Raw genomic sequence first — 14,196 nt, 5'->3', positions numbered from 1 at the left:
GAATGTAACCTAAAAACGGGAAAAGGCGCACCGGGGGGTAGTTTCGTTTCGTGTGTTGCAAATGGGGGACGGGGCGGGAGTTGACGCGGGACAATCGGCCCCATAAACGAAAAAGGCGCCCTGCGGCGCCTTTTTTGTTCAACCCGTGATGCTGCCCAAGCTTACTGCGGCTTCGGCTCCGGCGCGCGCAAACGAATATGCAGTTCCTTCAACTGCTTTTCGTCCACTTCGCTCGGCGCTTGCGTCAACAAATCGGTCGCGCGCTGCGTCTTCGGGAACGCGATCACGTCGCGGATGGAATCGGCGCCTGCCATCATCGTGACGATCCGGTCCAGCCCGAACGCAATACCACCATGCGGCGGCGCGCCGTACTGAAGCGCGTCGAGCAGGAAGCCGAACTTGATACGCGCTTCTTCAGCGCTGATCTTGAGTGCACGGAACACCTTGCTCTGCACTTCTTCCTGATAAATCCGCACCGATCCGCCGCCGATTTCCCAGCCGTTCAGCACCATGTCATAGGCCTTCGCGAGGCAGCGGCCCGGGTCCGTTTCCAGATATTCCAGATGCTCGTCCTTCGGGCTCGTGAACGGGTGATGCGCAGCCACGTAACGGTTGTCTTCCTCGTCGAACTCGAACATGGGGAAGTCGGTCACCCACAGCGGCTTCCAGCCCTTTTCGAACAAGCCGTTCGCACGGCCGAATTCCGAATGGCCGATCTTCAGACGCAACGCGCCCAAGCTGTCGTTCACGACTTTCGAACGATCCGCCGCGAAGAAAATGATGTCGCCGTTCTGCGCGCCGGTCCGCTCGATGATCGCGGTGATCGATGCATCATGCAGGTTCTTCACGATCGGGCTTTGCAGGCCGTCGCGACCCTTCGCGATGTCATTCACCTTGATCCAGGCCAGACCCTTCGCGCCGTAGATGCGCACGAATTCCGTGTAGCCGTCGATCTCGCTGCGCGACATCTCGCCGCCACGCGGCACGCGGATTGCCGCCACGCGGCCGTCCTTGGAATTGGCCGGCGTGCTGAAAACCTTGAAATCGACGTCGCGAACCGCGTCCGTCAGGTCCGTGAATTCCAGCTTCACGCGCAGGTCCGGCTTGTCCGAGCCGAAACGGCGCATGGCTTCCGAGTACAGCATGACCGGGAATTTCTCGTCGAGCGCGACGTTGATCGTTTCCTTGAAAACATGACGGATCATCGCTTCGAACAGATCGCGGATTTCCTGTTCCGTCAAAAACGACGTTTCACAGTCAATCTGCGTGAATTCCGGCTGACGATCCGCGCGCAGGTCTTCGTCGCGGAAACATTTCACAATCTGGTAGTAGCGGTCAAAGTTCGCCACCATCAGCAATTGCTTGAACAATTGCGGCGACTGCGGCAGCGCGAAGAACTGACCCGGGTTCGTACGCGACGGCACCAGGTAATCGCGCGCACCTTCCGGCGTGCTCTTGGTGAGCATCGGCGTTTCAATATCGATAAAACCCTGCGCGTCCAAATACTTGCGCACTTCAATAGCCACGCGATAACGCAAACGCAGGTTCTGCTGCATCTGCGGACGGCGCAAATCGAGCACGCGATGCGTGAGGCGCGTGGTTTCGGAGAGGTTGTCGTCGTCGAGCTGGAACGGCGGCGTCACCGACGGGTTCAGCACATTCAGCTCATGGCACAGCACTTCAATCTTGCCGCTGGTCAGCCCGGCGTTCGCCGTGCCTTCCGGACGAGCGCGCACGACACCCTTCACCTGCACGCAAAACTCGTTGCGCACGCCTTCGGCCACCTTGAACATTTCAGCGCGATCCGGATCGCAGACGACCTGCACGAGGCCCTCACGATCGCGCAAATCGATAAAAATAACGCCGCCATGGTCGCGCCGGCGATGTACCCAGCCGCACAGCGAAACGCTTTGGCCCAGCAGAGCTTCGGTCACCAGACCGCAGTATTCAGATCTCATCGACATGATGTTGTGTCTTTCGTTATTCATTGATCAACGGCGCGCGCGCACAAGCCCTCAAGCGTTGTTCGCGGCACGCCGGCATTACAGCGGCGGATCGACGGGGCGACGCGGCGCAGCGTGCGCTTGCGGCATGGACGGCGCGACTACTCCCATCGAGACGATGTACTTCAACGCAGCATCGACAGACATGTCGAGCTCGATGACTTCGCTTTTCGGCACCATCAGGAAGAAACCCGAGGTGGGATTCGGCGTGGTCGGCACGTAGACGCTCACATGATCTTCGGTCAGGTGATTGACCACGTCGCCGCCGGGAATGCCCGTCAGGAAACCGATGGTGTAGGACCCCGAATGCGGGTAACGGATCAGCAGTGCCTTGCGAAACGCGTTGCCGCTGCTGGAGAGCAACGTGTCCGACACCTGTTTAACGCTGGTATACAGCGGTCCGACCACGGGAATGTGACGCACGATCACATCCCACCACTCGACCAGTTTCTGGCCGACGAAGTTCTGCGTGAGCAAGCCCACGACGAAAATGAAGGCGAGCGTCAGCACAGCGCCGAGGCCCGGCAGATGAAAACCGAACAGCCGCTCGGGCTGCCAGGATTCCGGCAGCAGCAGGAGCGTCTGGTCCATGGTCCCGATCACGAGCCCGATCACCCACAGCGTGATGGCGAGTGGAACCAGCACCAGCAGGCCGGTCGCGAACACGGATTTCAACGTAGTCTTTTTGGTCGTCATTTACACAGCCGGAAGGCCGCCCCGCGTGGGCCTCAACGGTTTGGCTGGTTCGCCGCCCGGTGCACATTCATGGCGTCGGGCGGTCATCTTCTTGCGTGCGATCGGACAGATCGAGCAGATCGTGCAACTGAGCGCACTGGACGCACAGGTCGGGCAAGATTGCGTTGCAGGCTTCGCGCTTCGCTCCAGCCACAAGCATCAATTCGATGCAGGCGACGCCGGTTTGCCCGATGACGCAGCAGCCGACGTCGTGCTGCCTGCCGCCGGCGCGCTTGCAGTGGCCGAATCGGTCTTCGACGACTGATTACCTGAATCCTTGCTCGACTCTTTACTCGAATTACCCGAATCCGATGCGCCTTCGCTCTTCGTTTCGGCTTTGGCGCCCTCGTCCTTCTTACCGCCCTCTTCCTTCCGAGCAGCGGCGGCGCCATTATTGCCACCGCGGAAGTCGGTCACGTACCAGCCGGAACCCTTCAACTGAAAGCCCGCGGCCGTCACCTGCTTGACGAATGTTTCCTTCCCGCACTGCGGGCACTGTTTGAGCGGTGCATCGCTCATCTTCTGGAGCGCGTCTTTTTCGAAGCCGCAGGACTCGCAGCGGTACGCGTAGATCGGCATGTCACTCTTCCTACGATTAACGTTTCGGCGCTTGCAAAGCCTTGAATTATAGCCGCAAACCATCGGCCAACCCTTAATTTTGGGCTGGCAGGCCTAGGTTTCAAGGGGATGCGGCAGGTTTGCGCAGGTTTCTTTTGTCGAAACAGAGCGTGTGCAAGCGCAGGCCGCTTGATGCAGGTACGGGGTCGTGTCAGCCGACTACAGGCGACACGCTGGATACGATGGATTCAGGCAGGAGGGTAGCTGTCGGTGCACGCCGACGCCAGGTAAGCCAGCGTTCGCGTCCGGCGAAGACGTTGATAGATCCGGTCACTTCGTGCTCTTCCACGAGCTCGAAATACGGCGTCAGCAGGGCATCGAGCGCGCCCCGCTCAATGCCGAACGGCGGCCCCTTGGGCGTCTCGCCGAGGAAATAGAAACCCGCCAGCAGCGCGCCGGGCCGTAGCAGTTCGGCCATGCGCACGGCGTAATCCTGCCAGCGGTCTCGTGGCAAAGCGCACAGGAACGCGCGCTCATAAATCCAGTTCGTTTCGAACGGCGGCTGGTACGTGAAGAAATCGGCTTGCTCAACCACGCCAGCGTGTTCGCCCAATTGTTCACGTGCCGCCGCAATGGCGCTTGGCGAAAAATCGATAGCCCTGACCGGCCAGTTTTCGCGCGCAAGCCATAGCGCTTCGTACGCGCTGCCACAGCCGGGGATCAGGACATTCGCCGACGTGTTCCGATGTTCGAGGGCAAACGCCTTGAACGCTTCAGGCACGCCGGCCTGATCCCAAGGCATAAAGCGCTGGTCGAAGCGCTCGTTCCAGAAATCAGGGGAATTCGGGTCGCGCGTGTCGAAGCTGGGCGGAACAGCGGGCTCAGCAGGTTTGCGAGTGTCGATCATGGTGCCCTCAACCTCCGTATGCAAATACCTGCCAGAACTGGACAAGCACAGCGCCCGCGCCCACCGCCAACCCGAATATCAGCAACGCTTGCAGCAAACGATTCGTGCGTTTCTGCTCCAGCAGGATCATGCGCATGAGCTCGTCATTGCCGCCACCGGGCTGGTCGTGCCGGTCAGCCAGCACTTGATGGATCAGGCGCGGCAACTGCGGCAGCGTCTTGCTCCATTGCGGCGCTTCCAGTTTCAGCCTCTCGTACCAGCCGCGCCAGCCGACCTGCTCGTTCATCCAGCGCTCGAGATATGGCTTGGCGGTCTTCCAAAGATCGAGTTCGGGATCGAGCGACCGGCCGAGCCCTTCCACGTTCAGCATCGTTTTCTGCAGCAGCACGAGTTGTGGCTGAATCTCGACGTTGAAGCGGCGCGAAGTGGAAAAGAGCCGCATCAGCACCTGGCCCAGCGAAATATCCTTCAACGCCCGGTCGAAGTAAGGCTCGCAGACCGCGCGGATAGCACTTTCCAGCTCTTCGACACGCGTGCTCGGCGGCACCCAGCCCGATTCCAGATGCAGCGTGGCCACCCGGTGATAGTCGCGCTTGAAGAAGGCCAGGAAATTCTGCGCCAGATAGTTTTTATCGAAATCGGACAACGCGCCGACAATCCCGAAGTCCAGCGCGATATATCGCCCGAACGTCTCTTCCGCGAGACTCACCTGGATGTTGCCGGGATGCATGTCGGCGTGGAAAAAACCGTCGCGGAATACCTGCGTGAAGAATATCTCGACGCCTTCCTGCGCCAGCTTCGGAATATCCACGCCGGCCGCTCGCAGCACTTCCACCTGACTGATCGGCACGCCGACCATGCGCTCCATCACCAGCACGGTGGGCGCTGAATAGTCCCAATACATCTCGGGCACCATCAGCAAATCAAGGCCCGCGAAATTGCGGCGCAACTGGCTGCCGTTCGCAGCCTCGCGCATCAGGTCAAGTTCGTCGTGCAGATATTTATCGAACTCGGCAACCACTTCGCGTGGCTTCAGCCGCTTGCCGTCCGCCCATAGCCGCTCGGTCCAGTACGCGATGTCGCGCAGCAGCGCGAGATCCGAGTCGATCACGGGCAGCATGTTCGGCCGCAACACCTTCACCGCTACTGCCTTGCCCGCATGCGCTCCGGTCTTGATCTTGGCGAAGTGCACCTGCGCGATCGATGCGCTCGCCACCGGTACACGTTCGAAGTCGTCGAACAAAACGTCGATGGGTGAGCCCAGCGACTTCTCCACAAGGCCGATAGCAACATCCGAATCGAATGGCGGCACTTGGTCCTGAAGCTTGGCGAGTTCGTTCGCTATGTCGACAGGAAGCAAATCGCGCCGCGTTGACAGCACCTGCCCGAACTTGACGAAGATGGGTCCAAGGCTTTCGAGCGCGAGACGCAGCCGCACCCCGCGTGGAACGTCGAACTTGCGGCCGAACGTGGTGACGCGCATGAGCAAGCGGACACGGCGGTCCTGGATGCCGCTCATCACCAGTTCGTCGAGCCCGAATCGCACTACGGTGAAAAAAATCTTGAGGAAACGCAGAAGACGCATGGTTCAGCCCATTACTTGCTCGTGCCGCGCGCTGACGCGGCGCCGGACGCTGACGCGCCTCGGGCTTCGGCTTTTTGTTCGAGTCGCTCGATGCGTTTTTCGACGCGCGCAAGCGCGTCCCGGGCTTCCGACAGTTCGGCATTGAACGTGTCGAGGGCGCTGCGGCGCACGAGTTGAGGTTGTTCGTCGAGCAGATATTCAGCCACCGATTCAAGCAGATTCCGACCCGAGCGGCGCGCTTGTTCACCCACCTTGCGTACGGTCGAACCAATGCGGTGAGCGGGGCCGTCGCCAATTACGCGGGCCAGATCTTCTTCGGGCTCCCAGCGCAGATGTTCGGCCAGCTTCGCGATGGTCGTCGCGAACTCCGCGTCGCCTTCTATGCGGACGTGTTTCATCACAGCCGCCTGGCCGCCTTGCAGGAACGCCGGGACGGCCTCGGCGGGAACAGAGAGGGTAACGTCGAAAGTGCGCGCCTCGGTTTCGTCGACGGCGGCAATGAACCCGTCCGGCTGGACCATCAACAACAGCGAGAACGGCGAGAGTGCCAGCCGCGCGGTCTTGCCGGCGTAAGGCACAAGGCGCTCGCGAGCCCAGGATTCGCGCGCGAGCACATGGTTCACAGCGGCCGCGAACGCTTTCGATGCGGTTCTGGCTGCGGCCTGAGTGGCAGAAGGTGCTGCGGGGGGGGCGAATTCGTCTGCGTGCGTCATCGGCTCTGAGATGAAAAAACCCGCGCAAGCGGTCACTCGCGCGGGTTTCTATTCTACCTTTGCAACCGGCGTTATCGTTTGCCCCCTGTCTACGCGAACGTCACGTTAGCCATAAGGCCTACACTCCAACGCCCGGACGACCGGCTTTTTCAGCCCGTCATCCAGCTTGCTACCTGCCAATTAACTGACCTGCTGAATCCCGGCCAGCAACCAGCCTTCGTTGCCGTACTTCTGCTTCGACAAGTTCCAGATCTCGATGAACGGTTCGGCAGCAGCGCCTTCCGTTTCACGAATCAGGCCGTGGAAACGCACGCTGGCAAGGCTTTCCGTGCCACGCTCCTCGACGCCCAGGATGTCGGCGTTGAGTTGCACGACGTCAGTGCGGTTCGGCTGCGTACCGCGTGCATCGATATCCAGCTTCACTTCCGCGAACATTTCCGGCGTGGTGAATTCGCGGATATCGTTGGAATTGCCTCGGTCCCATGCGTCCTGCAAGCGCACGAAATAGACCTTGGCGTTACGCACGAACGCTTCGCTGTCGAAGCCTGCCGGCACCTCAACTTGCGGCGCCGCGTCCACGGCGCCCACCGTGTTCGCACTGGTCAGCGCAGCGGCGGACGGACCATAACCACCCGGCGCCGACGGCGGAACATAGCTCGGCTCGTGCTGGTTAAACCCGGTACGTGCCGATCCGCCGAACGGCGAACCCGCGCCGGCGGCTGCATACGCCGGTGTGTTTGCGTTTTTCCTGCGGTTCATGATGAAGCGGAACACCATCACAGCGGCCATCACGATCAACGCGATCATGATCATGTTTGCCATTGCGCCGGCGAACGCGCCGCCAAGACCGAAGTGAGACAACAGCGCTGCTATGCCAAGACCCGCGGCGAGACCGGCGAGCGGTCCCATCCAGCGATTACGCGCAGGCTGTGCAGCCGCGGCGGCAGGCGCCGCTGCCGGTGCTGCACGTTGCGCATTGGCGGCCTGGCTCGACTGCATGGACTGCGAGGGCGGCGTAGCTTGATTCTGTTGAGCTGCAGTCGTTGATTGACGACCCATGCTGCGGCCGCCACCCATGCGGCGTGCCTCTGCATCTTCAGCGATCAAAGCACCGGCCATGATTACGCCAGCCAGCGCAACGACCCCGGCTTTCCTGAATAACGACTTCAGGAAACCCCGAGTTTGGGGTAAGCGCGAATCGGACATTTCGAATCCTTATAAAAGTGGAACACTAAAATTTGGTCCCGACGTGTAAAGCTACCACGCCACCTGACAAATTGTAATATTCGACTCGATCCAATCCTGCGCGTTCCATCATTATTTTTAACGTTTCCTGGTCCGGATGCATCCGGATTGACTCTGCGAGATAGCGATAGCTATCCGCATCTTTCGCGAATTTGTCGCCAAGCCACGGTAAAAACTTGAAACTGTAGAGATCGTACGCCTTCTTTAACGGCTCCCATACCTTCGAGAACTCCAGAACCAGAACTCGGCCGCCCGGCTTCAGTACCCGGTACATTTCTGCTAACGCACCATCTTTGTGCGTCATATTACGAAGTCCAAAGGCAACTGTAACTATATCGAAATAATTGTCCGGGAACGGAATCTTCTCCGCGTCGCAGATCAGGGTGGGGGTGATCACGCCTCGATCGATCAGGCGGTCACGCCCGACGCGCAGCATGGATTCATTGATATCCGTGTGCCAGACTTCGCCTTTTTCGCCCGCCTGTTTCGCGAACGCTTTCGCCAGATCGCCCGTCCCGCCTGCCAGATCGAGCACTTTGTAGCCTGGACGAACCTTCGCCTGGCCGATCGCGAAGAACTTCCACGCGCGATGCAGACCACCCGACATCAGGTCGTTCATCAAGTCGTAATTGCTTGCGACCGAATCGAAAACGCCCGCCACCTTCTTCGCTTTTTCCTGTTCGTCGACCGTTTCAAAACCGAAGTGGGTCTTGCTCATCGCGTTCGTCCTTGTCTTGTTCATGTTGTTGGCCGCGCCCGAAAGGGGGTTTTGGCCAGTTGCCGCGACAAATTGCCGCGACAAGGTAAAAATCGGTCAATGGCAGTGGCCACCGGACGCTTTTGGCATCATTGGCGTGTCGCGGTCAACGCCCGCCGCTTCCAGTTTGGCGAGATAGCCTGCCCAGAGTTCATCCTGGCGGACCGCGAGGTCATGCAGGATGTCCCAGGAATAAAGACCGGTATTGTGACCATCGGAAAAATTGAGCTGCAACGCGTAGTGGCCGACCGGCTCGATCGCGATGATCAGCACGTCGCGCTTGCCCGTTTGCAGAGTTTCCTGCCCGGGACCGTGGCCCTGCACTTCCGCCGACGGCGAATATACGCGCAACAGCTCGAACGGGATCCGATACGTCTGATCGTTGCCATATTGCAACTCAAGGGCGCGCGTTTTCGAATGCACGACAATCCCCGTCGGAATCGGCGTTTGTTTGGTCAGTCCGCTCATGGTGAGCCTTTTTATTGAATCAGGAGGTCAGTTAGCCCGGGTCAGAGGGTCAGCCGAACGCCAGCGCCATCTCGGCGCGCACTGCTTCGCGCAACAAAGTGGCCTGTGCCCGGCGATTCGACAACAGCGCTTGGGACACCGTGCGCTGGCGCGGCGCCCAGACAGGCAGCGGGAAACGGGAATCGTTGGAATGGCGCGGAATGACGTGCCAGTGAACGTGAGGAACCTGGTTGCCGAGGCTTGCCAGATTGATCTTCGCCGGCGCGAGCACACGACGGATCGCGCGCTCCACGCCGTTTACCGCCGTCATGATCTTGAGCCGGGCGGCGTTGTCGAGATCGGACATCTCCGCCACGTGCGCATGCCAGATCACCCGGCAAAAGCCCGGCCATTCGGGCTCATCGGCGAGGACGACGCGCACCGCGTCATCCGACCACAAGACCTCGCCGCCGTCTTCACGGCAAAAGACACAGTCCATCATTTTCCTCTAGCGAAACAAGCCCCGGTTCCGCTATTACACCAGCACGCGCTCGATACCGCCATCGTTAGCGCGCGCCACGTAATCTTCCATCCAGCTCGCGCCGAGCACCTTGCGGGCAATTTCCACGACGATGTAATCCGCCTCGATGTTCGCGTCCTCGTTATACCGCGACAAACCCTGCAGGCAGGACGGGCAGCTCGTGAGGATCTTGACGTCGGTTCCGGTGGATTGTGCGCCGTCGCCTGCTTTTAACACTGAACCCGGTGCAGCACCCGCCGTTCCCGCCGACGCGTTCGCCATATTCACAGCGTTTGCACCCGCCTCGCCTACGAGCGGAATGTCGCGCAGCTTGGCCGCGCCCTTGCGGATTTCCTCTTCCTTGCGGAAACGGACCTGCGTGGAAATGTCCGGCCGCGTGACCGCGAGCGTGCCCGATTCGCCGCAGCATCGATCATTCTTCTCGATCTTGTAGCCGTCGTGCGCCGAACCCATGATTTCATTCACGAGCTTGATCGGGTCCATCGTCTTGATCGGCGAGTGGCAGGGGTCGTGGTACATGTAGCGCGTACCGGCCACACCTTCCAGCCGGATGTTCTTTTCCAGCAGGAATTCGTGGATATCGATAATCCGGCAGCCCGGGAAAATCTTCTCGAATTCATAGCCGGCCAATTGGTCGTAGCAAGTCCCGCACGACACCACCACCGTCTTGATATCCAGATAATTCAGCGTATTGGCCACACGGTGGAACAACACGCGATTGTCCGTGACGATCTTCTCGGCTTTATCGAATTGACCAGCGCCGCGTTGCGGATAACCGCAGCACAGGTAACCCGGCGGCAACACCGTCTGCACGCCCGCTTCCCACAGCATGGCTTGCGTGGCGAGACCGACTTGCGAGAACAGGCGCTCCGAACCGCAGCCCGGGAAGTAGAAGACCGCTTCCGTATCCGATGTGGTCGTCTTCGGATTGCGGATGATCGGAACAATCTTGTTGTCCTCGATGTCCAGCAACGCCCGCGCCGTCTTCTTCGGCAGGTTGCCCGGCATCTTCTTGTTCATGAAGTGGATGACTTGCTGCGTCACCGCCGGTTTACCGACCGTTGCCGGTGGTTTCGCCGTCTGTTTCTTCGCGAACTTCTTCAGCACTTCATTGCCCAGCCGCTGCGCCTTGTAGCCGACGCCCATCATCGCCGTGCGGGCAAGGTTGATGGTCTGCGGGTTCGTGGCGTTGAGGAAGAACATGCCGGCCGCGTTGCCCGCGTTGAACTTCTTCTTGCCCATCTTGCGCAGCAGGTTGCGCATGTTCATGGTGACATCGCCGAAATCGATCTTCACCGGGCACGGCGTCACGCACTTGTGGCAGACGGTGCAGTGATCGGCGACGTCGTTGAATTCGTCCCAATGCTTGATGGATACCCCGCGGCGGGTCTGCTCTTCATATAAGAACGCCTCGACCAGCAGCGACGTCGCGAGGATCTTGTTGCGCGGGCTATACAGCAGGTTGGCGCGCGGCACGTGGGTCGCGCAGACCGGCTTGCACTTGCCGCAACGCAGGCAGTCCTTGATGGAATCCGCAATCGCGCCAATATCCGACTGCTGCATGATCAGCGATTCGTAGCCCATCAAGCCAAAGCTCGGCGTGTAGGCGTTACGCAGATCGGCGCCCGCGAGCAACTTGCCCGCATTGAAACGGCCTTGCGGGTCAACGCGCTGTTTGTACGCGCGGAATTCCGCGATCTCGTCTTCGGTCAGGAACTCCAGCTTCGTGATGCCGATTCCATGTTCGCCCGAAATCACGCCATCCAGATCGCGCGCCAGCTTCATGATGCGTGCGACCGCGACATGCGCGTCCTGCAGCATCTCGTAGTTGTCGGAGTTCACCGGGATATTGGTGTGGACGTTGCCGTCCCCGGCGTGCATATGGAGCGCGACAAATACGCGACCGCGCAGAACCTTCTTATGGATGTTCTGCGCTTCTTCGAGGATGGGCTTGAACTCGCCGCCGTTGAAGATGTGACGCAATTCGGCGCGGATTTCCTGCTTCCAGGAAACGCGAATCGTGCGGTCTTGCGCGACGTCGAATACGCGGACGCCCGGCTGCGAATCCACCCGATCGGCCAGTTTTTCGGCGAGCCCTTCATAGCCGAGCTGAACCATATAATGCTGCGCTTCGCGCAACGGCAGATCCAGCTTCTCGCCGACGAACGTCCAGCGTTCACGCACTCGCTGCAACAGATCGAGCGCTTGCTGTACACGATCCTCAAGCAATTCGGCGCTCGGAATTTCGTTGGCGTCATCGCTCTTTCCGAGCGGCAGCTTGCCCGTCTTGAAGAACGTTTCGAGGGCATCCACGAGTTGCAGCTTGTTCTTGATCGACAACTCGATGTTGATCCGCTCGATCCCGTCCGTGTACTCACCCATGCGGTTCAGCGGGATCACGACATCTTCGTTGATCTTGAACGCGTTCGTATGCTTCGCGATGGCCGCCGTGCGCGAGCGATCCAGCCAGAAACGCTTGCGCGCTTCGGCGTTCACCGCGACAAAGCCTTCGCCGCTCTTGCCGTTCGCCATGCGGACGACTTCGGACGTGGCCTGGGCGACCGCATCGGGATCGTTACCGACGATATCGCCGATCAGCACCATCTTCGGAAACGCGTTGCGCTTGCTCTTGGTCGCGTAACCGACAGCGCGCAAATACCGTTCGTCGAGATGTTCGAGACCGGCGAGAATCGCGCCGCCCTGTTTCGACGTCTCGAACAAGTAATCCTTGATTTCCACGATGCTCGGAATCGCATCGCGTGCCTGGCCGAAGAATTCCAGGCAGACGGTGCGCGTATGCGCGGGCATCTTGTGCAGGATCCAGCGCGCCGATGTGATCAGACCGTCGCAGCCTTCCTTCTGCACGCCCGGCAGACCCGACAGGAATTTATCCGTCACGTCCTTGCCGAGCCCTTCCTTGCGGAATTTGCTGCCGGCAATATCGAGCGATTCAGTGCGCAGCAATTTCTCGCCCGGTGCACGCGATCCGTCGAACCAGTCGAGCCGGAAACGCGCCACGGGGATGTCATGAATCTTGCCGCAGTTGTGATCCAGGCGCGTGACTTCGAGCCAGTCGCCCTGCGGATCGACCATGCGCCACCAGGCCAGATTGTCGAGCGCCGTGCCCCACAGAACGGCCTTTTTGCCGCCGGCGTTCATCGCGACATTGCCGCCGACGCACGATGCATCCAGCGACGTCGGATCGACGGCGAACACAAAACCGGCATGTTCGGCCGCTTCCGTTACGCGGCGCGTGACCACGCCCGCGCCCGAGAAAATGGTCGCGACTTTATGGTCGACGCCCGGCAGATCCGTCATTTCGACGGGTCCGAGTTGCTCGAGCTTTTCGGTATTGATGACGGCCGCGAACGGCGTCAGGGGAATCGCGCCGCCGGTGTAACCCGTGCCGCCTCCACGCGGGATCACGGTCAGCCCGAGTTCGAAACACGCCTTGATCATGCCGGCGATTTCCGCTTCGGTATCCGGCGTCAGCACGACGAACGGGTATTCGACGCGCCAGTCGGTTGCGTCCGTCACGTGGGAAACCCGCGACAGGCCGTCGAACTTGATGTTGTCTTTCTCGGTGACCTTACTGAATACCTTCGATGCCTTCTTGCGCAGATCGTAGGTTTGCTCAAATTCCTTCTTGAAGTCTTCGACCGCGCGGCAGGCGGCGCTGATCAGCAGTTCCACGCGCGCTGCGCGATCCCGGCCGGCGTCGTCCTGATGTTGCGACAAATCCGCTTTGCGACGCTTTTCGATATCGCCCAGACGGTGATTCAACGCTTCGATCAGCAATGCGCGGCGTTTCGGGTTATCGAGCAGGTCGTCCTGCAGATACGGGTTGCGACGCACGACCCAGATATCACCGAGCACTTCGTACAGCATCCGTGCCGAGCGGCCCGTGCGGCGTTCGCTGCGCAGGATGGCCAACGCGGCCCAGGCTTCCTCGCCCAGCAGGCGGATTACGATTTCGCGATCGGAAAACGACGTGTAGTTATAGGGAATTTCGCGCAGGCGCGGCTCGGTATCCAGGGCCACGGCATGCGCGGCGCCGTTCGGATCGAAGGCTTGGGGTGCGTTCATATTCGACAGTTCGGTGAGCCGGCGCCTGTGCTGACAATGAAATCACGAGCAGCGCTATAGCCGGCATTGCGCGGGGAGGCGCAGATTTTCGAGTGATACTTTTTTTTGTGAAGGTGCTCGCCGGCAGCAGTTGGCAAACGATGCAAAACCTTCGGAGGGTCCGGAATCAGCGGCACGATCGCTGATGACGCGCATGTCGTTCCGAAGCCGCGTGGATAGCGCAGCAGAGCGCGCAGCACTCGCGTAGAGCGTCGCGGGGAACATGCGTCAAAAAGCCGGTCCGGGACTGCCGTTGCATCTTCCGATCCTGTATCGAAAAAGGAATTCTAACTCATCGGGGTGTTTGTCGTTCGCACTCGGTAGTGGGTTGAAGGGCTTTGTGCATGTCAGTTTTCGACGGGGTTTTGGTGGTTTTTTCAACTGTTGTTGGGTTTGGTGGGGATCGCGGGGGGGGGCGGGCAGCGGCGGGGATGTCGTTGGTTCTGGGGTTTGCGGTCGGGTTGGTGCCGGGGTGGTGGGTTCTAGGTTAGCGGTCGGGGTTCATGCCGGGTTGCTGCTTTCAGTGTTAGTGGTCTGCGTGAGTCGGATTTTCTCTTTATCACTATTAGCCACTGTGCGT

Annotated in this window: 11 protein-coding genes; all 11 read right to left on the bottom strand. The window is 60.0% G+C overall.

The features are described from left to right. Positions 1 to 161: 161 nt before the first annotated feature. Positions 162 to 1,964, bottom strand: a complete 1,803-nt coding sequence (gene aspS / locus ACSQ8V_RS01975) for an aspartate--tRNA ligase (protein ID WP_436204740.1) — start codon at positions 1,962 to 1,964, stop codon at positions 162 to 164. A gap of 78 nt (positions 1,965 to 2,042) precedes the next feature. Continuing rightward, positions 2,043 to 2,699, bottom strand: coding sequence for a DUF502 domain-containing protein (locus ACSQ8V_RS01970; protein WP_436204739.1), 657 nt, complete (start codon positions 2,697 to 2,699; stop codon positions 2,043 to 2,045). 198 nt (positions 2,700 to 2,897) lie between these two features. After that, entirely contained in the window at positions 2,898 to 3,317 is a 420-nt protein-coding gene (locus ACSQ8V_RS01965) for an FmdB family zinc ribbon protein (RefSeq protein ID WP_213765805.1), read from the bottom strand. A gap of 190 nt (positions 3,318 to 3,507) precedes the next feature. Then, positions 3,508 to 4,203: a methyltransferase gene (locus ACSQ8V_RS01960; RefSeq protein ID WP_436204738.1), complete on the bottom strand. Its 696-nt coding sequence runs from the start codon at positions 4,201 to 4,203 to the stop codon at positions 3,508 to 3,510. A 7-nt stretch (positions 4,204 to 4,210) separates the two neighbouring features. Continuing rightward, entirely contained in the window at positions 4,211 to 5,788 is a 1,578-nt protein-coding gene (ubiB, locus tag ACSQ8V_RS01955; protein ID WP_436204737.1) for a ubiquinone biosynthesis regulatory protein kinase UbiB, read from the bottom strand. An 11-nt stretch (positions 5,789 to 5,799) separates the two neighbouring features. Then, positions 5,800 to 6,501, bottom strand: a complete 702-nt coding sequence (locus ACSQ8V_RS01950) for a ubiquinone biosynthesis accessory factor UbiJ (RefSeq protein WP_436204736.1) — start codon at positions 6,499 to 6,501, stop codon at positions 5,800 to 5,802. Positions 6,502 to 6,681: 180 nt separating this feature from the next. Next, positions 6,682 to 7,707, bottom strand: coding sequence for a Tim44 domain-containing protein (locus tag ACSQ8V_RS01945; RefSeq protein ID WP_436204735.1), 1,026 nt, complete (start codon positions 7,705 to 7,707; stop codon positions 6,682 to 6,684). 25 nt (positions 7,708 to 7,732) lie between these two features. Beyond that, entirely contained in the window at positions 7,733 to 8,464 is a 732-nt protein-coding gene (gene ubiE, locus ACSQ8V_RS01940; RefSeq protein ID WP_213765800.1) for a bifunctional demethylmenaquinone methyltransferase/2-methoxy-6-polyprenyl-1,4-benzoquinol methylase UbiE, read from the bottom strand. Positions 8,465 to 8,560: 96 nt separating this feature from the next. Beyond that, positions 8,561 to 8,971, bottom strand: coding sequence for a gamma-butyrobetaine hydroxylase-like domain-containing protein (locus tag ACSQ8V_RS01935; RefSeq protein ID WP_436180707.1), 411 nt, complete (start codon positions 8,969 to 8,971; stop codon positions 8,561 to 8,563). Positions 8,972 to 9,020: 49 nt separating this feature from the next. Then, a complete protein-coding gene (locus tag ACSQ8V_RS01930) occupies positions 9,021 to 9,449 on the bottom strand; it encodes an HIT family protein (RefSeq protein WP_436183066.1) in 429 nt (142 codons plus the stop codon). Between the two features lie 36 nt (positions 9,450 to 9,485). Further along, positions 9,486 to 13,577: a DUF3683 domain-containing protein gene (locus ACSQ8V_RS01925; RefSeq protein ID WP_436204734.1), complete on the bottom strand. Its 4,092-nt coding sequence runs from the start codon at positions 13,575 to 13,577 to the stop codon at positions 9,486 to 9,488. Between the last annotated feature and the right edge of the window lie 619 nt (positions 13,578 to 14,196).

Origin of the sequence: Caballeronia sp. LjRoot31, assembly GCF_964253885.1 — a bacterium.
Lineage (GTDB): Bacteria > Pseudomonadota > Gammaproteobacteria > Burkholderiales > Burkholderiaceae > Caballeronia.
This window is presented reverse-complemented; position numbering and strand designations above follow the sequence as displayed.